Source organism: Streptomyces cavernae (genome assembly GCF_004023625.1).
In the GTDB taxonomy this organism is placed as follows: Bacteria; Actinomycetota; Actinomycetes; order Streptomycetales; family Streptomycetaceae; genus Streptomyces; species Streptomyces cavernae.
Genome location: NZ_RPDJ01000017.1, coordinates 256,994 through 275,254, shown reverse-complemented (window position 1 = coordinate 275,254; position 18,261 = coordinate 256,994). Strand labels below are relative to the sequence as shown.

Below are 18,261 nucleotides of genomic sequence, written 5' to 3'. Positions count from 1 at the left end.
GGTACCGAGTCCGCTTCGCCGGTACCGAGTCCGTCTTGCCGGTACCGAGTCCGCTTCGCCGGTACCGAGTCCGTCTTGCCGGTACCGAGTCCGCTTCGCCGGCACCGAGTCCGTCTTGCCGGTACCGAGTCCCCTCCCGGTAGCGAGCCCCCTGAGTACCGAATCTGAGTACCTGTACGGATGCCAGGCCCCGGCGGTGGTCGGCAGGCTGTGACGTATGACGACACACCGTGCCCCCAGGACCGCCGCCGACACCGCCCCGCCCGTCGAGCGCGCCGTCATGATCGGCCTCGTGCTCGGCGTGCTCGCCGGGTTCGCCTGGATAGGCGGGATGCTCTACACGGTCTTCGGGTGACGGTCTTTCGCCTGACCCTCAGGCCCCGGCCACGACCCGGAAGGTGATCCCCGCCCGGCGCAGCCGTTCGATCAGCGCGTCGCCCATGGCGACCGCCGTCGTGAGCTGACCGGCCCGTGCCGGAAGGTCGTCGAAGGCCAGGGACAACGCGGACTCGGCGAGCATCTTGGCCGTCTCGCCGTACCCGGGGTCGCCGCCCGTGACCTCCGTGAAGACCCTGCGGCCACCGCCCTCACCCACGAATCGCACCGTGAACCAGCTCTTGGCGCGCTTGGCCGCGTCCGGCCCCTCACCAGGCTTGAGCCGGTTGGAGAGCAGGCGCCGGGTTGCCGGCAACTGGGCCGCGGCGAAGACCGTACCCGCGAAGGCCACCCCGCCGAGGACGAACGGCAGCCGTTTGACGGCCGCGTAGTGGCGGTAGCGGAAGTCGGGCCCGTACCGGTCGAGAGCGCGGGCCGAGCGAGCCACGATCTGCGGGTCGATGGTGGGCAGCGGCACCACCCACGCACCCACCTCCTTGGCGAACCGCGGCACACCGGGTCCGGCGGAGGCACGCCGCCCCAGCAGTCGCGGCTCGTGCCTTCTGCGCTCCCGCCCCGCGGCCGCCATCTGCGGACCGCGCGAGAACTGGTTGAGCGCGGAGGCGAACGTCCCGCCGGAGAACATCCCCTGGACTCGCACGAATCCCTCCACGGTGAGGGGCACTCCCTCGGGGAGCTGCCGGACCGTGAAGTACGCCCCCAGGTCGTGCGGAACGGAGTCGAAGCCGCAGGCGTGCACCAGCCGTGCTCCGGTCTCACGCGCGCGTGCGTCGTACCGCACGTACATCAGGTCGACGAACTCCGGCTCTCCGGTCAGGTCCACGTAGTCGGTCCCCGCCTCCGCGCAGGCGGCGACCAGTTCCTCGCCGTGGTGCACGTACGGGCCGACGGTGGTGGCCACCACGCGCGCGTGCCCGGCCAGTTCGCGCATCGACTCCGCGTCGCCCGCGTCGGCGCGCAGCAGACCCAGGGTCGCGCACGCCGGGTCGATCTCCGCCAGCCGGTTCCTCAGCCGCTCCAGCTTGCCTGCGTCGCGCCCCGCGACCGCCCAGCGCAGCCCGTCCGGCGCATGCCGGGCGAGGTACTCCGCGGTGAGTTCGCCGACGAATCCCGTGGCTCCGAAGAGCACGATGTCGTACGTGCGCTCGGTGTCGTTCCGCCTGCCCATACCACCCCTTTGTCGTCTGCCAGGTCTGCGTCTTCCGGCCGCCTGCCGCCGACCTCCGCCAGTCTGCCGACCGTCCGTCCAACCGCCGGCTTCCGTCCGTCTGCCGGCCGTCGTCCGGCCGTCCGTCGACCGCCTTCGGTCCGTCTGCCGTCCACCGACCGCCGTCCGTCCCGCGCCGTTGTCGGTGGCTGAGGCTAGCGTGGGGAGCAGGCGATCAAGAAGGCACCCCGCACTTGACTGAGCGCTTGCTTGCTGAGAGCTTGTGAGGACTGGAAGGTGTTCTTGGCGTCGCCGGTGTCGCATCTGGTGTTCGACAGCGCTGGGGGCTGGATGACAGTGGCAGGGCACGGACCGCTCAGCGGGGTCCGCGTGGTCGAGCTGGCCGGCATCGGCCCCGGCCCGTTCGCGGCCATGCTCCTCGCCGACCTGGGCGCCGACGTGGTCCGCGTGGACCGGCCGGGTGTCCCGGGCCTGGTCGTCGACCCCGAGTACGACATCACCAACCGCAACAAGCGCTCGGTCCTGATCGACCTGAAGTCCGCGGACGGGCCGGACCGCGTACTCCGGCTGGCCGAACGGGCCGACGTCCTCATCGAGGGCTACCGGCCGGGCGTCGCCGAGCGTCTCGGGGTGGGCCCCGAGGTGTGTCTCGCCCGCAACCCGAAGCTGGTGTACGGGCGGATGACCGGCTGGGGCCAGGAGGGCCCGCTGGCCCACCGCGCCGGGCACGACATCGCGTACATCGCCCTCACCGGCACCCTCGGCATGATCGGCAGCCCGGACCAGCCACCCGCGGTCCCGGCGAACCTCGTCGGGGACTACGCAGGCGGCTCCCTCTACCTGGTCGTCGGCGTACTCGCCGCGCTGCACCACGCGCGCGCCACGGGCACCGGACAGGTGGTGGACGCCGCGATCGTCGACGGCACCGCGCACCTGTCCTCGATGATCCACGGCATGCTCGCGGCCGGCGGCTGGCAGGACCGGCGCGGGGCCAATCTCCTCGACGGCGGCTGCCCGTTCTACGGCACGTACGAGACCGCCGACGGCCGGTACATGGCGGTGGGCGCCCTCGAGCAGCAGTTCTACGAGGAGTTCGTGAGAATCTTCGGCATCGAGGAGGAGGCCCCGGCCCGCAAGGACAGGTCCCGCTGGGCGGAACTGCGTGAGACGGTCGCGGCCCGCTTCAAGACCCGCACCCGGGACGAGTGGGCGGCCGTCTTCGAGGGCTCCGACGCCTGCGTGGCGCCCGTGCTCTCACTGCGCGAGGCGCCCCACCACCCGCATCTGGCCGCCCGCGGCACCTTCACCGACCACGGCGGCATCACCCAGCCCGCTCCGGCCCCGCGCTTCTCGGTCACCCACACGTCCGTACGCGGCGGCCCCGCACAACCCGGCGCCGACGCGGCGGAGGTGGCCCGGGACTGGGACATACCGGACCTGACGGCCGAGCCGACGCTCCCTCGCGACGGGGCCGGTCCACCTGACAGGTCCGGGACGGCCGTCGATCCCACCGGCGGCACCGGCGGCACCGGCGGCTCCGGACGATGACCGGGCCTTCGGCGGCCGCCCGAGTCGCCCCGGTCCCTCCGCCCCTCCACCCCGCACGGCCCCGGCCGCGGCACAACGGAAAGGCTCTTCACCCGTGAGCACCGAAGCGTACGTGTACGACGCGATCCGCACCCCGCGCGGACGCGGCAAGGCGAACGGCGCCCTGCACGGCACCAAGCCCATCGACCTGGTCGTCGGGCTCATCCACGAGATGCGGGCCCGCTTCCCGGGCCTCGACCCGGCCGCGATCGACGACGTCGTGCTCGGTGTCGTCGGCCCGGTCGGCGACCAGGGCTCCGACATCGCCCGGATCGCCGCCATCGCCGCCGGCCTCCCCGACACGGTGGCCGGCGTCCAGGAGAACCGCTTCTGTGCCTCCGGCCTGGAAGCGGTCAACATGGCCGCCGTCAAGGTCCGTTCGGGCTGGGAGGACCTGGTGCTCGCGGGCGGCGTGGAGTCGATGTCCAGGGTGCCGATGGCCTCCGACGGCGGTGCCTGGTTCGCCGACCCGATGACCAACATCGCCACCAACTTCGTCCCCCAGGGCATCGGCGCCGACCTGATCGCCACGATCGAGGGATTCTCCCGGCGCGACGTCGACGAATACGCGGCGCTGTCCCAGGAGCGAGCCGCGACGGCCTGGAAGGAGGGCCGGTTCGATCGGTCCGTGGTCCCCGTGAAGGACCGCAGCGGGCTGGTGATCCTGGACCACGACGAGCACATGCGGCCGGGCACCACGGCCGATTCGCTGGCCAAGCTGAAGCCGTCGTTCGCGGACATCGGCGAACTCGGCGGGTTCGACGCGGTGGCGCTGCAGACGTACCACTGGGTGGAGAAGATCGACCACGTCCACCACGCGGGCAACTCCTCCGGCATCGTCGACGGCGCCTCCCTCGTCGCCATCGGCTCCAAGGAGGTCGGCGAGCGCCACGGCCTCAGGCCCCGCGCGCGGATCGTCTCCGCCGCGGTCTCCGGCTCCGAGCCCACCATCATGCTCACCGGCCCGGCACCCGCCACCCGCAAGGCGCTCGCCAAGGCCGGGCTGACCATCGACGACATCGACCTCGTCGAGATCAACGAGGCGTTCGCCGCGGTCGTGCTGCGCTTCGTGAAGGACATGGGCCTCACCCTGGACAAGGTCAACGTCAACGGCGGGGCGATCGCCCTCGGCCACCCGCTGGGCGCCACCGGCGCGATGATCCTGGGCTCGCTGATCGACGAACTCGAGCGGCAGGACAAGCGCTACGGACTCGCCACCCTCTGCGTCGGCGGCGGCATGGGCATCGCCACCGTCGTCGAACGCCTCTGAACGTCCCGTCCCCTACGGAGAAGCAGCCATGACCGAAAGCACGACCATCCGCTGGGAACAGGACGAGACCGGTGTCGTCACCCTCGTCCTCGACGACCCCGACCAGTCCGCCAACACCATGAACCAGGCCTTCCGGGCCTCCATCGCCGCGATCGCCGACCGCGCGGTGGCCGAGCGGGACTCCATCCGCGGCATCATCTACACCTCCGCCAAGAAGACGTTCTTCGCGGGCGGCGACCTCAAGGACATGATGAGGGTCGGCCCCGAGGACGCCCAGCTGGCCTTCGACACCTGCGCCGACATCAAGGACTCCCTGCGCCGCATCGAGACCCTCGGCAAGCCGGTCGTCGCCGCCATCAACGGCGCCGCGCTCGGCGGCGGTTACGAGATCTGCCTCGCCAGCCACCACCGCATCGCCCTCGACACCCCCGACTCCAAGATCGGCCTGCCCGAGGTCACCCTCGGTCTGCTCCCGGCCGGCGGCGGCGTCACCCGCACCGTACGCCTGATGGGCATCGCCGACGCGCTGCTGAAGGTGCTGCTCCAGGGCACCCAGTACAACCCGCGGCGCGCCCTCGAGAACGGCCTCGTGCACGACGTGGCCACCACCCGCGAGGAGATGCTCGCCAAGGCCCGCGCCTTCATCGACGCCACTCCCGAGTCCCACCAGCCCTGGGACAAGCCCGGCTACAAGATCCCCGGCGGCACACCCTCGAACCCCAGGTTCGCCGCCAACCTGCCCGCCTTCCCGGCCAATCTGCGCAAGCAGCTGAACGGCGCGCCCTATCCGGCCCCGCGCAACATCATGGCCGCGGCCGTCGAGGGCTCCCAGGTCGACTTCGAGACCGCGCTGACCATCGAGGGCCGGTACTTCACGGAGCTGGTCACCGGACAGACCGCCAAGAACATGATCCAGGCGTTCTTCTTCGACCTCCAGGCCGTCAACGCGGGCAGAAACCGCCCCCAGGGCATCGAGCCCCGCCAGGTCCGCAAGGTCGCCGTCCTCGGCGCCGGGATGATGGGCGCCGGCATCGCCTACTCCTGTGCCCGCGCCGGTATCGAGGTGATCCTCAAGGACGTCTCCTTCGAGGCCGCGGTCAAGGGCAAGGCCTACTCCGAGAAGCTCTGCGCCAAAGCCGTGGCCAGGGGACGCAGCACCCAGGAGAAGGCGGACGCGCTGCTGGCCCGCATCAAGCCCACCGCCGACCCGGCCGACGCCGCGGGCTGCGACGCCGTGATCGAGGCCGTGTTCGAGGACCCGGCGCTCAAGCACAAGGTGTTCCAGGAGATCGAGCAGGTCGTCGCGCCCGACGCGCTGCTGTGCTCCAACACCTCCACCCTGCCGATCACCGCGCTCGCCGAGGGCGTCGAGCGACAGGCAGACTTCGTCGGACTGCACTTCTTCTCGCCCGTCGACAAGATGCCGCTGGTCGAGATCATCAAGGGCGGACGAACCGGCGAGGAGGCCCTGGCCCGCGCCTTCGACCTGGTCCGCCAGATCAGGAAGACCCCGATCATCGTCAACGACTCGCGGGGGTTCTTCACCTCCCGCGTGATCGGGCACTTCATCAACGAGGGCGTGGCCATGGTCGGCGAGGGCATCGAGCCCGCCTCCGTGGAGCAGGCGGCGGCCCAGGCGGGCTACCCCGCGAAGGTCCTCTCCCTCATGGACGAACTGACCCTCACCCTGCCCCGCAAGATCCGTCAGGAGACGAAGCGGGCGGTCGAGGAGGCCGGCGGCACCTGGGCCGCCCACCCGGCCGAAGCGGTCATCGACCGCATGGTGGACGAGTTCGGCCGCACGGGGCGCAGTGCGGGCGCGGGCTTCTACGACTACGTGGACGGCAAGCGGGACAAGCTCTGGCCGGGCCTGCGCGAGCACTTCACCCGCCCGGGCACCGAGATCCCGTTCAAGGACATGCAGGAGCGCATGCTGTTCGCCGAGGCGCTGGACACCGTCCGGCTCCTCGAGGAGGGCGTGCTGACGTCCGTCGCGGACGCCAACATCGGCTCCATTTTCGGCATCGGTTTCCCCGGCTGGACCGGCGGCGTGCTGCAGTACATCAACGGCTACGAGGGCGGGTTGACCGGGTTCGTGACCCGCGCGCGCGAACTGGCCGACCGCTACGGCGATCGGTTCACGCCTCCGGCGCTGCTGGTCGCGAAGGCGGAGAAGGGGGAACGGTTCACGGACACGCCGTGAGGCGCAGACCCAAGGCGCAGACCTCGAGGAGCAGACCTCGAGGCGCTGAGCGGTACGCCTGACACATGCCGCTCCTGACGGGTTTTCGCCCCGCCGCCCCTACCCGATACGGTTTCCGGGCGCTCCGCCCCCGGGGACCGTATCGGCCTGCGGTCTCGTCCTCGAACTCGCTCAAGGCCTCAGCTCCGCTCCAGCAGGGCGTGAGCTTGTGTGAGCCAGGTCACATGGCAGGGGTGCATAGCAGGGCAGGGGCCAGTGTCTTATCTGAAGGTGTAGGGGCGTGCCGAGGTAAGGGACGACGCTGATGGGGCAGTTGCGGGCCGTTGAGTTCGACCGGTTCGTGGCGGCTCGGTGGGCCGCGTTGCTTCACCTGGCGCGGCTGCTCACCGGCGGAGACCGGCACCGGGCCGAGGATCTGCTGCAAGAGGCGCTCGTCAAGCTGTGGTTCGCCTGGCCGAAGGTGGCCGAGCAGGCGCCCGAGGCATACGTGCGCAGGGTCCTGGTCCGTGCCGCGGCTCGCTCGGCACGGCGTCGCTGGTGGGGCGAGCACCCTGTGGACCAGCTGCCCGAGCCGCCCGAGGCGGGAGACGAGACCGCCGCCGTGGATGAGCGGACCCGGTTGGAGGCCACGCTGGCGTTGCTGCCGGCGCGGCAACGGGCCGCGGTGGTGCTGCGCTACTACCAGGACCTGCCCGAGCGGCACGTCGCGGAAGTGCTGGGGTGTCCGGTGGGTACCGCCCGTTCACTCACGGCACGCGGCGTCGCGCGGTTACGGCTGCTTCTGGCTGAGGCAGTCGAGCCGGCCGAGTGAAGAAGGAGCCATGGATCACTTCGAGCAGGAGCTGGCACGGATGATGCGTGACAGCCGGGAGGACACGCCCTACGAGGACCGGCACCGGCACCGACTGCAAGCCGGTGTCCGCGCCCGACAGCGGGCCCGGACCGCCTGGATGGCCACCGGATCCGTGCTGACCGTCGCCGGACTCGGAGTCGGACTGATGGTCCTGCCGAACTCTTTCGCGCAGAGCGGGCCCACCGGCCCTCAGCCCCGCCCCGTCACCTCCGCCGAGTCGGCCCCGATGCCGTCGACGGCCCGCCCCGCCTCCACCGCGAAGGAGGCGCCGATGCCGACCTGCACGTCAACCACCGGGCCCGAGCCGATGCCGTCGACGGACGGCCCCGCCTCCCCTGTCAAGCCGATGTCGTCGACGGACGGCCCCGCCTCCCCTGCCGAGCGGATGCCGATGCAGGCCTGCACGACAGCAACCAGGCCGGTGCCGATGCCGTACCGCCCCTCGACCTCCGAGCCGGTCCCGATGCCGACACGGACCGCGACCACCAGGTAGCGCCTTGGCCGGGTTCAAGCGGCCCCGACGGGTGAGGGGAACCCGAACCGGCGTGACCACCACCACCCGCCGGGCAGCTGATCCCCGCTCGCCCTGCTCTCCACGAGTGAAAAGCAGACCACGTGATCCACGAGAACGCGCCCGCGTCGGTCGATGTACCGCGGAACGCGGCGAACAGCCGGCCGACCTCCTGGGAGCGGCGGCTGCGCCGCTTCGGGCACGTCGAGCGACCCCGTACGTCCACGCGCGACCGCCTGATGGCGCCGTTTCCCGAACCCGGGTCACGACTGTGGCGCACACTCGGGCTGTCCCCGGTAGCGGCCGACCGGCTGGTGCGCTGGTCGGGATGGGGCGGGCCGCTGCTGGTGGCGCTCCTTGCCGGGCTGACGCGCTTCTGGCGTCTGGGCAGCCCGCGAGCGGTCGTCTTCGACGAGACGTACTACGCGAAGGACGCCTGGTCCTTGCTGCGGCTCGGCTACGAGGGGACCTGGCCGGACCGCAAGGTCACCGACCCGCAGATCCTGGCCGACCCCCAGGTGATCCCGCTCTCCGACGCCGGGTCCTTCGTCGCGCACCCACCGGCGGGCAAGTGGGTGATCGCCCTCGGCGAGTGGTTGTTCGGCCTCACGCCCTTCGGCTGGCGCTTCATGACGGCGCTCCTGGGCACGCTGTCGGTGCTGATGCTGTGCCGAATCGGGCGCCGCCTGTTCCGTTCGACTGTGCTGGGCTGCACAGCCGGGGCACTGATGGCGGTGGACGGCCTGCATTACGTGATGAGCCGCACCGCTCTGCTCGACCTCGTCGTCATGTTCTTCGTCCTGGCGGCGTTCGGATGCCTGCTCATCGACCGGGACAGCGCGCGGGCCCGGCTCGCGGCAGCCTTACCCGCGGACGACGACGGCCACGTGCGACCGGACCAGGACACCGGGGCCCGCGCCGGGACGGGAGTTCGTCCGTGGCGGCTCGCGGCCGGCTTCTTCCTGGGCCTGGCGGCCTCGACCAAATGGAACGGCCTGTATTTCCTGGCCTCCTTCATCGTCCTGACCGTGCTGTGGGACGTCGGTGCCCGCCGCGTCGCGGGGGCACGCCACCCGTACCGTGCTGTGCTGCGCAGGGATGCCGGCTGGTCGGTGGTGTCCCTCGTTCCGGTTGCCGGGGTGACCTATCTGGCGACCTGGACCGGCTGGTTCCTCTCCGACAACGGTTACGGGCGGCACTGGGCGGACGGCCGCGGCGGCGCATGGTCGTGGATCCCGGCCCCGCTCCGCAGCCTGTGGCACTACGAGTACGGGGTCTACCAGTTCAATGTGGGCCTGGACGCGTTCCACAAGTACGAGTCCAACCCGTGGAGCTGGCTGGTCCTCGGCCGTCCCGTGCTGTTCTCCTACGAGTCGCCGGGGGCCGGCAAGGACGGCTGCCACGCGGCGTCCGGCTGCTCGCAGGCGGTCCTCGCACTGGGCACGCCGTTGTTGTGGTGGTCGGCATGCTGCGCGCTGGTGTATCTGCTCTATCGCTGGGCGCTGCGCCGCGACTGGCGCGCGGGAGCCGTCCTGTGCGCGGTGGGTGCCGGTTATCTTCCCTGGTTCCTGTACCAGGACCGAACGATCTTCTCCTTCTACGCCGTCGTCTTCGTGCCGTACCTGTGCCTGGCCGTGGCGATGACGCTGGGTGCGCTGCTGGGGCCGCCGGGGGCGGATGAAAAGCGCCGGATGCGGGGTGCGGTGGCGACGGGCGCGCTGGTGGTGCTCATCGCCTGGAACTTCATCTACTTCTTCCCGATCTACACGGGTCTGACGATTCCGTATCCCGGCTGGCGCACCCGCATGTGGCTCGATACCTGGATCTGAAAGCTCACACCGAGCCCGGACGGCGAGGACGTGGCGCACCGGCCCGGAAGGGCCACCCGGCCAGGGCCAGCCCCTGTCCGGGCCCCTCTCCCTTTCCGGGTCCCTCCCCGGTCAGTGCTCGTGGACGGAGTTCGTCGCAGCGATCTTCCGCCAGGACTTCGGCGGAGAGATCGCGCCACCCTTCGTGCCCAGGGCCCGCACCGCGATCGACGCCTCCCGCGCAGCCGGAGCCCCCGGCTTCGACGGCTGGTACAGCCAGGTGTCGAGCAGGGAGCCGAGCGGCTTCCCGGAGATCCGCTCCGCGTACTCCCGGAAGTCGCCGACCGTGGCGTTCCCGTGCGCGTACTCCTGCGGCCAGCCCTTCAGGACGGCGAAGAACGCCTCGTCGCCGATCTCGTTGCGCAGCGCCTGGAGGGCGAGCGCGCCCCGGTCGTAGACCGCGATGTCGAACTGGTGCTCAGGACCGGGGTCGCCGGGCTTGACGGTCCAGAAGGCGTCGTCGGCCGGGCGGGAGGCGTACACGTAGTCGGCGATCTCCTGTGCCGTGCCCTCGCCCTCGTGCTCGGACCACAGCCACTGCGCGTACCGCGCGAAGCCCTCGTTGATCCAGATGTCCTTCCAGCCGGCGACGGACACCAGGTCCCCGTACCACTGGTGGGCCAGCTCATGGACCACGACGGACACGTTGGACCCGCTCGCGAACTGCCGGGGGCTGTAGAACGGCCGCGTCTGGGTCTCCAGCGCGTACCCGGTGGTGGTGTTGGGGACGTACCCGCCGAGCGCGTTGAAGGGGTACGGCCCGAAGTGGCCGGCGAGCCAGTCGGCGACCTCCCCGGTCCGTTCGATGCTGGCCCGCGCCGCCCCGTAGTTGTCGCCCAGGTCCTTGCTGTAGGCGTTGAGGATCGGGATGCCGTCGTCGGAGGTGCTCCTGGTGATGTCGAACTTCCCGACCGCCAGCGTCGCGAGGTACGTGGCCTGCGGCTTGTTGGACCGCCAGGCGTAACGGGTCCAGCCGGTCCGTGAAGTAGTCGACTGGAGCGTGCCGTTGGAGATCGCCTGGGTGCCGTCCGGAACGGCGACCGACACGTCGTAGGTGGCCTTGTCCAGCGGGTGGTCGTTGCTGGGGAACCACCACCACGCGGCCTCGGGCTCGTTCGCGGCGACGCCGCCGTCCGGTGTGCGGTGCCAGCTCGTGAAGCCGTACGCCTTCTTCGACGAGGGCACACCGCTGTAGCGCACGACGACGGTGAGGGGCGTGCCCTTCGGCAGCGGGTTCCGCGGGGTGATCTCCAACTCGTGCTCGCCGGAGGCGGTGAAGGACGCCGCGGCGCCGTTGACCCGTACCTCGCTGACGTCCAGCAGAAAGTCCAGGTTGAAGCGGGAGAGGTCCTCGGTCGTGGTGGCCAGCAGCATCGCCGTGCCCGCCAGTTCGTCGGTCGTCGGCTGGTACTTCAGCCGCAGGTCGTAGTGGGAGACGTCGTATCCGCCGTTGCCGTACGCCGGGTAGTAGGGGTCGCCGATGCCCGGCGCCCCGGGTTCGTAGTCCGCCGCCGATGCCGGAACGGACAGCAGCAACGAGGTCGCGAGCGCGCCCGGGACGATGAGTCTGCGGTGCACGAGAATGCTCCAAGTCGTGGGGGACGGAGTTCCGTTCGGAGCCTATTCAGCCTCTCCGTTTCCGGTGATGTCCACGGCCCCGCGTGTCACACGATCGCCATTCGGCCGACATGAACCGCACCGGCACCGAACACCTCGGCAGCCACGAAAGGCCCTCTGTCGCACGGGAGTTGACCGGGGTACCTTCCGCGCATGCCGAAAGCCACGCGCTTCACGACCTGGAGAACGCTCGCGACGGCGGCCACCGCCGCCCTGCTGGCGACCGCGCTCACCCCGGCAGCCGCACAAGGCGCCCCGGCCGCCCCGGCGGCCCCCAGGGAGAGCAGACCCGTCTACTCCTACGACGACGCCGTCCGCGAATCCGTGTGGGTGGACATCGGACTCGACGGCGACTCCGACGGCCGCACCGACCGGGTCGCGGTCGACATCGTCCGCCCCCGCGAACCCGCACAACAGGGCCGCAGGATCCCGGTCATCATGGACGCCAGCCCGTACTACTCGTGCTGCGGACGCGGCAACGAGGGCCAGAAGAAGACGTACGACGCGAACGGCGACGTCGTCCAGATGCCGCTCTACTACGACAACTACTTCGTGCCGCGCGGCTACGCGTTCGTCGGCGTCGACCTGGCCGGAACCAATCGCTCCGACGGCTGTGTGGACGTCGGCGGGCGCTCCGACGTCCAGTCCGCGAAGGCCGTCGTCGACTGGCTGAACGGCCGCGCCAAGGGCTACACCACGCGTACCGGGACCGTACGGGCGAAAGCCGGCTGGACCAACGGCAAGACGGGCATGATCGGCAAGAGTTACGACGGCACCATCGCCAACGGCGTGGCCGCCACCGGCGTCGAGGGCCTGAAGACCATCGTGCCGATCGCCGCCATCTCCTCCTGGTACGACTACTACTTCGCCAAGGGCGCCCCGCTGTACGACTCCGGCCCCGACTGGCTGTCCAACTACGTCGAGAGCCCCGACGCCCGCGCCAAGTGCGCCGCCGTGCAGCGCAAGCTCGTCGACGGGGCACCGCGCAGCGGCGACTGGACCCCGCTGTGGACCGAACGCGACTACGTCAAGGACGCGCGCAAGATCAAGGCGAGCGTCTTCGCGATCCACGGCATGCAGGACCTCAACGTCCGTCCGAAGCACTTCGGCCAGTGGTGGGACGCCCTCGCGAAGAACGGTGTCGAGCGGAAGGTCTGGCTCTCCCAGACCGGCCACGTCGACCCGTTCGACTTCCGGCGCGCCACCTGGGCCGACACCCTGCACCGCTGGTTCGACCACGAACTCCTCGGCTACGACAACGGCATCGACGACGAACCGATGGCCGACATCGAGCGTGCACCGGACCAGTGGGTGACCTCCAGGCTCTGGCCGCCCCGGGGCACCGCCGCGACGACCCTGCGCCCGGGCAAGGGGGACCGGCCCGGAGTCGGCACCCTCGGTCTCCGCAAGGGCTCCGGCACCGCGACGTTCACGGACGATCCGGGGCTCGGCGAGACCGACTGGGCGGCGCGGATCGACACCTCCACGCCCGACAAGGCTGGCTTCGTCACCGGGCCGCTCACCCGCGACCTCGGGCTGTCCGGCTCCTCCGCGGTGACCGTCACCGCCACCCCGACCACCTCGACGGCCCACCTCTCCGCCGTCCTCGTCGACCTCGGCCCGGACACCATCCGCGACTACGCCGACGCCGCCGAGGGCATCACCACCCTCACCGACCGCACCTGCTGGGGCCCGAGCACCACCGGTGACAGCTCCTGCTTCAAGGAGACCAGGGCCAAGACCACCGCCGTCGACTACACCGTGGTCAGCCGAGGCTGGGCCGATCTGGGCAATCACGCCTCCGACGGGAAGGGTGCCCCGCTCACCCCGGGCAAGAAGTACACGATCACCCTCGACCTGCACGCCACCGACCACGTCGTCCCGGCCGGCCACCGGCTCGCCCTGATCGTCGCGGGCACCGACAAGGACCTCATCGACCCGCCGTCGAGCAAGCCCACGGTGACGCTGGACCTGTCGCGCACCTCGGCCCGCGTACCGCTGGTCGGCGGCGCCACCGCGTTCGCCCGCGCCACCTCGGGCTCCGCCGCGGCCAACCCCGGGGCCGCGACGCTCGACGGCGTCGCCCCGCCGCGCACCGCCGACCGTATCCCTGGAGGCAGCCTGTGATCCGCGCCCTGACCCTGACCGTGACGACGGGCGCGTTACTGGCGGGCGCGTTACTCACGGCACCGGCGCACGCGACCACCACGTCCGGCTCGGCAGCCGTGGCCGGACTGCCCCGTACCGGCTTCGAACGGTCGGGTGGCGCCCGCTGGACCGCACAGACCGAGGAGCAGGACTTCCTGGCCGCCGTCGACCGCGGCAGCGACCGGGTGTCCATCGCCCGGATCGGCACCACCAAGCAGGGCCGCCCCCTGCAACTCGTCCGGGTCGGAGGGCCGCGCCCCACCGCCAACACCGTGCTCCTCGTGTGCAGTCAGCACGGTGACGAGCCGTCCGGCCGGGAGGCATGCCTGACGACGGTCCGCGACCTGGCCCACGCCGAGGACCGGCGGACCAGGCGGTTCCTGAAGAGCACCACCGTGCTCGTCGTCCCGACCGCCAATCCCGACGGCCGGGCCGCCGACACCCGCGGCAACGGCGACGGCGTCGACATCAACCGCGACCACCTCGCCCTGGCGACCGCCGAGGCCCGCGCCATGGCCGCGGTGATCCGCGACCGAAAGCCCGACATCGTCTACGACCTCCACGAGTACGGCGCCACACCCCCGTACTACGACAAGGACCTGTTCGACCTCTGGCCGCGCAACCTCAACACCGTCGCGGCCGTGCACGACGAGGCCGAGACCCTGTCGGGCGCGTACGTAAGGCTCGCCGCCCGGGCGTCCGGGTACACGACGGGCACCTACGGCATCTGGACCGACCCCGTGACCGGCGACCCGATCAAGCAGACGGCCGGCGACGGACAGGAACGCATCCTGCGGAACATGTCCGGCGTCAAGCACTCCGTCGGACTGCTCATGGAAAGCCGCGTCGAGCCGCTGACCGCGGGCACCGACGAGGCGGCCAACAACCGGCGCCGGGTCGCCTCCCAGCGGTCGGCGCTGGGCGGCCTGTTCGACTTCGCGGCCGAACGCCGCACCCGGATCGAGACGGCCACCGGGTCCGCACGGCTCGCCGGCCTGCTCGACAGGGGCCCCGTCTATGTCGGCGGCGCGGACAACGATCCGGCCGAACCGTCCGAAATGATCCAGGACCCGCCCTGCGGCTACCGGCTGACGGACGACCAGTACGCGTCGCTGCGCGATGAACTGGCCCTGCACGGCGTCCGGGTGGAACGGGACGCCGAAGGGGTCCTCGTACCGCTGCGGCAGTCGCTGCGCGCACTGGTCCCGCTGCTGCTCGACGAGCGGGCGCCATATCACCTCGCGATCGGGGTACCGGAAACCAACTGCTGAGACGAATGAGCCGGTGGCGGCTGTGGAGGGCAGATCTGGGCAGCAGCCCCATGTGCCCTCCAGGAAAGGAGCTGCCATGACGGCTGCCATGACACATGGCGAACAACGGACGGACAGGGTGGTGTTCGGCGTATCCGCCGCACTCACCCTGGCGTTCGTGGTGTGGGGCTGGACCGCCACCGACTCACTCGAGAGCGTTTCCGACAGACTGCTCCAGGGACTGATCCACAACTTCGGCTGGGCGTTCATGCTCGCCGCGTCCGGTTTCGTGGTCTTCGCGCTGTGGCTCGCGAGCAGCCGCTACGGGAGGATCCGGCTCGGCGCGGAAGGCGAGGAACCGGAGTTCAAGACCGTGTCGTGGGTCGCGATGATGTTCAGCGCGGGCATGGGGATCGGTCTGATGTTCTACGGCGTCAGCGAGCCGCTGTCGCACTACACCTCGCCGCCGCCCGGCACCAGCCCCGCCGACTCCGCCGAGCGGATGGAGACGTCGATGGCCACCACGCTGTTCCACTGGACCCTGCATCCCTGGGCGATCTACGCGGTGGTCGGCCTGGCCATCGCCTACAGCACGTTCCGGCGCCGCAGGCCGCAGACCATCAGCGCCGTCTTCACCCCGCTGATCGGTGAGAAGCACGCGAACGGCGGACCGGGCCGGGTCATCGATATCCTCGCCATCTTCGCCACGCTGTTCGGCTCCGCCGCCTCGCTCGGCCTCGGCGCCCTGCAGATCGGGTCCGGGATCACCGTCCTGAACTGGATGGACTCGGTCGGCACCGGCCTCCTCGTCACCGTCATCGCCGTGCTGACCTTGGCGTTCGTCGCCTCGGCCGTCTCGGGAATCGAGCGGGGCATCCAGTGGCTGTCCAACATCAACATGGTGCTGGCGCTGGTCCTCGCCCTGTTCGTGTTCGTCGCAGGCCCCACGATCATCGTCCTGGACCTCCTGCCCACCTCGTTCTTCTCCTACCTGGGGGACCTGTCGCAGATGGCCGGGCGCACCGAGGCGACCGGCGGCGCCGACGTGGCGACCTGGCTGGGCGACTGGACCGTCTTCTACTGGGCGTGGTGGATCTCCTGGACGCCGTTCGTCGGCATGTTCATCGCGCGCATCAGCCGGGGTCGCACGATCCGTCAGTTCATCGGCGGGGTCATCCTGGTGCCCAGCACGGTCAGCCTGGTCTGGTTCGCCGTCTTCGGCGGCACGGCCATGAAGATGAAGCAGACCGGGCAGTTGGGCGACCTGCCGACACCGGAGGCCCAGCTCTTCGGCGTACTGCGGGAGTTCCCGATCGCCTCCGTCACCAGTCTGCTGGTCATGATCCTGGTCGGGATCTTCTTCGTGTCGGGTGCCGACGCCGCGTCCATCGTCATGGGTTCGATGTCGCAGCGTGGAACCCTCGAACCGGGCCGGTTCGTGGTGGTGTTCTGGGGCGTGGTGACCGGCGCCGTCGCGGCGGTGATGCTCCTCATCGGCAACGGCAAGGGCGACGCACTGGCCGGCCTGCAGAACCTCACCATTCTCGCCGCCGCACCCTTCGTGCTGGTGATGATCGGGATGTGCGTGGCCCTGGTACGGGACCTGCGGGCGGACCCCCTCATCGTGCGCGGCCGCATGGGTCACGAGGCGGTCGGCCAGGCGGTCATCGAGGGCCACAAGAAGTACGACGGCGAGTTCGCGATCCGCGTCGGGCCGGGCCCGGGAACGGAGACGGAGGGCGACCCGATAGGAGCCCACGCGATTGCCGCTCCTCCCGAGGAACCGGCTCCGGACGGTGAGTCGGCTCCAGACGGGGAGTCTGCGCAGCAACGCCGTCCGTCGGGCGTCTGACGCGGGCCGGGGGAGGGGCGGAGGGGCGGTGAACCACCCTCGGCCCCACCCCCGTCGGCGGGGGACCATGGAGGTAGTAGGGGTGGGGCACGGCGGAGACATCAGCGAATGTGCCAAGCCGTGGTAGCCATCACTCCCATTCAGGGAATACTCGGGGCATGTCTGCCGAGTACGCGACCTTCGGCCTGGCTCCGGCCATGCGTGCCGGTGGGGTCCTTGCCAACGGTGAGTACCAGGTGCACCGGGAATTCATGGACTTCATCGTCAACGGACGGCCGCTGCTGTTCCAGCTCTCCGACCTCGATGCCGTCTCCCCGCTCGCCTCCGACGTTCCGCCCGCCATCTTCACCGCGCAGGTGCGCAGCCTCCTTCTGGAAGCGGACGCACCCCTGGCGGGCGGCCGCTATGTGATCTACGGCTGTCCCGAGTGCGAGGGCCTCGAATGCGGGGCCGTCACCGCCGTCATCGAGAAGGCCACTACCGGTGGATCCGCCGGGGACGGCGACGGTGACGACTACGTGTGGCGCGACTTCGCCTGGCAGACGGATGAACACGCCGACCTCCAGATGAACGGCTACCACGGAATAGGCCCGTTCCGTTTCCGCGGCCGCGAGTACCGCGAAGCACTGCACGCGCTGCTGGACCAGGCGGCCGAACCACGCCGCAGGGTGCTGCTGATCGGCGCCCGGGTCGCCGTACTCGCCAAACTGGCCGCCGCGCTGCGCACCATCGGCATCGGTGCGGAGATCACCGCCGACGCCGCGGCCGTCCCGCCCGAGGAACTGCGCACCTATGGGGCCGTCGCCTTCGGACGCGCGGTCGCGGAGGACGAGCGCACCGCCGTACGGCAGGCCTTCGAACGCGCCGGAGTCGAGGTCGCCTACGTCGACGGGCTGGCGCCGATCATTCCGCTGCTCGTCGCGCAGATCGAGCACGCGCTTGACCGCAGTCCCCTGCAACAGCGCCGGCTGACCCGGCTGGTCGCCGTCGACGGGGAGGCGGGCGTGGAGGTCACCTCCACCTGCCGGGTCCGGCTCGTCGCCTATCGCCTCGACCGGCTCTACCGCACCCATACGCACGAACTCTTCGACGGGATCCTCGAGACCGGCAGCCATCGCATCCCCTTGGACGCCAAGGCGACGAAGGGCGAGTCGTTCATTGTGGCGCGGACGACGGACGGAGTGCTGGTGGAACCGATGGCGCACGGGTAGAGCGGGGACGGCACCACCCACGGGCGGTCGCTGGTGCCCCGACAGGCAACGTTTGCCCCGTCGCGACGCCCGGCACTCCGCCAAGCTCTTCGAGCAGGGGGTACCCCCACTCGCCGCACCGGCCGAAAGCCCAAGTACGTCCAGTACGAGGACTTCCGGCCGGCACTCCCCCAAGGTCTTCGAGCAGGGGGTACCCCCAGAGCACGCTCCCCCAAGCTCGCGGCTTCTCCCCCACTCTCGGCTGCGCTCGAAGCGGGGGGACCCCCATGAGCAGGGGGGACCCCCATGACGCCGCTCCTTGACGGGCAAACGTTGCCTGCCGGGGCA

At 70.6% G+C, this 18,261-nt stretch carries 13 protein-coding genes; 10 read left to right on the top strand and 3 right to left on the bottom strand.

Annotation, left to right across the window (positions count from 1 at the left end; all coding sequences use genetic code 11):
- Positions 1-217 precede the first annotated feature (217 nt).
- Positions 218-355: a morphogenic membrane protein MmpA gene (gene mmpA / locus EF387_RS47575; protein ID WP_202918389.1), complete on the top strand. Its 138-nt coding sequence runs from the start codon at positions 218-220 to the stop codon at positions 353-355.
- A gap of 18 nt (positions 356-373) precedes the next feature.
- Here mmpA and EF387_RS28540 read toward each other — a convergent pair whose 3' ends face one another.
- Positions 374-1,564 carry a saccharopine dehydrogenase family protein gene (locus EF387_RS28540; protein WP_128379475.1) on the bottom strand — a complete coding sequence of 397 codons (1,191 nt, stop codon included), beginning with the start codon at positions 1,562-1,564 and terminating at the stop codon, positions 374-376.
- 330 nt (positions 1,565-1,894) lie between these two features.
- Between EF387_RS28540 and EF387_RS28535 the strand changes: the two genes are divergently transcribed.
- The 4 genes from EF387_RS28535 (at position 1,895) to EF387_RS28520 (ending at position 7,435) form a co-directional block, all read left to right on the top strand.
- Positions 1,895-3,112, top strand: coding sequence for a CaiB/BaiF CoA transferase family protein (locus EF387_RS28535; protein ID WP_128379502.1), 1,218 nt, complete (start codon positions 1,895-1,897; stop codon positions 3,110-3,112).
- Between the two features lie 94 nt (positions 3,113-3,206).
- Positions 3,207-4,421, top strand: coding sequence for an acetyl-CoA C-acetyltransferase (locus EF387_RS28530; protein ID WP_128379474.1), 1,215 nt, complete (start codon positions 3,207-3,209; stop codon positions 4,419-4,421).
- 28 nt (positions 4,422-4,449) lie between these two features.
- On the top strand, positions 4,450-6,624 hold the full coding sequence (locus EF387_RS28525) for a 3-hydroxyacyl-CoA dehydrogenase NAD-binding domain-containing protein (protein ID WP_128379473.1): 2,175 nt from the start codon (positions 4,450-4,452) through the stop codon (positions 6,622-6,624).
- A 304-nt stretch (positions 6,625-6,928) separates the two neighbouring features.
- Positions 6,929-7,435 carry a SigE family RNA polymerase sigma factor gene (locus tag EF387_RS28520; RefSeq protein WP_128379472.1) on the top strand — a complete coding sequence of 169 codons (507 nt, stop codon included), beginning with the start codon at positions 6,929-6,931 and terminating at the stop codon, positions 7,433-7,435.
- A 231-nt stretch (positions 7,436-7,666) separates the two neighbouring features.
- On the opposite strand, the gene EF387_RS28515 is transcribed toward EF387_RS28520, so the two are convergent.
- Positions 7,667-7,963 carry a hypothetical protein gene (locus EF387_RS28515; RefSeq protein WP_128379471.1) on the bottom strand — a complete coding sequence of 99 codons (297 nt, stop codon included), beginning with the start codon at positions 7,961-7,963 and terminating at the stop codon, positions 7,667-7,669.
- Positions 7,964-8,092: 129 nt separating this feature from the next.
- Between EF387_RS28515 and EF387_RS28510 the strand changes: the two genes are divergently transcribed.
- Complete coding sequence (locus tag EF387_RS28510) at positions 8,093-9,817, top strand: dolichyl-phosphate-mannose--protein mannosyltransferase (RefSeq protein WP_162467226.1); 1,725 nt, start codon at positions 8,093-8,095, stop codon at positions 9,815-9,817.
- A gap of 111 nt (positions 9,818-9,928) precedes the next feature.
- Here EF387_RS28510 and EF387_RS28505 read toward each other — a convergent pair whose 3' ends face one another.
- Positions 9,929-11,434 carry a M1 family metallopeptidase gene (locus tag EF387_RS28505; RefSeq protein WP_128379470.1) on the bottom strand — a complete coding sequence of 502 codons (1,506 nt, stop codon included), beginning with the start codon at positions 11,432-11,434 and terminating at the stop codon, positions 9,929-9,931.
- Positions 11,435-11,626: 192 nt separating this feature from the next.
- On the opposite strand from EF387_RS28505, the gene EF387_RS28500 reads away from it, so the two are divergent.
- The 4 genes from EF387_RS28500 to EF387_RS28485 all read left to right on the top strand — a co-directional run bounded on the left by EF387_RS28500 (position 11,627) and on the right by EF387_RS28485 (position 17,934).
- The gene (locus EF387_RS28500) at positions 11,627-13,600 is read left to right on the top strand and encodes a Xaa-Pro dipeptidyl-peptidase (RefSeq protein ID WP_128379469.1); all 1,974 of its coding nucleotides are present in this window, start codon (positions 11,627-11,629) and stop codon (positions 13,598-13,600) included.
- Positions 13,597-14,892 (top strand): M14 family zinc carboxypeptidase, encoded by a 1,296-nt coding sequence (locus tag EF387_RS28495; RefSeq protein WP_128379468.1) that lies wholly within the window; start codon positions 13,597-13,599, stop codon positions 14,890-14,892. The genes EF387_RS28500 and EF387_RS28495 overlap by 4 nt, the downstream gene beginning before the upstream one ends.
- Before the next feature lie 76 nt (positions 14,893-14,968).
- A complete protein-coding gene (locus tag EF387_RS28490; protein ID WP_128379467.1) occupies positions 14,969-16,723 on the top strand; it encodes a BCCT family transporter in 1,755 nt (584 codons plus the stop codon).
- Positions 16,724-16,881: 158 nt separating this feature from the next.
- A complete protein-coding gene (locus tag EF387_RS28485) occupies positions 16,882-17,934 on the top strand; it encodes an oxidoreductase (RefSeq protein ID WP_128379466.1) in 1,053 nt (350 codons plus the stop codon).
- The last annotated feature ends 327 nt before the right edge of the window (positions 17,935-18,261 follow it).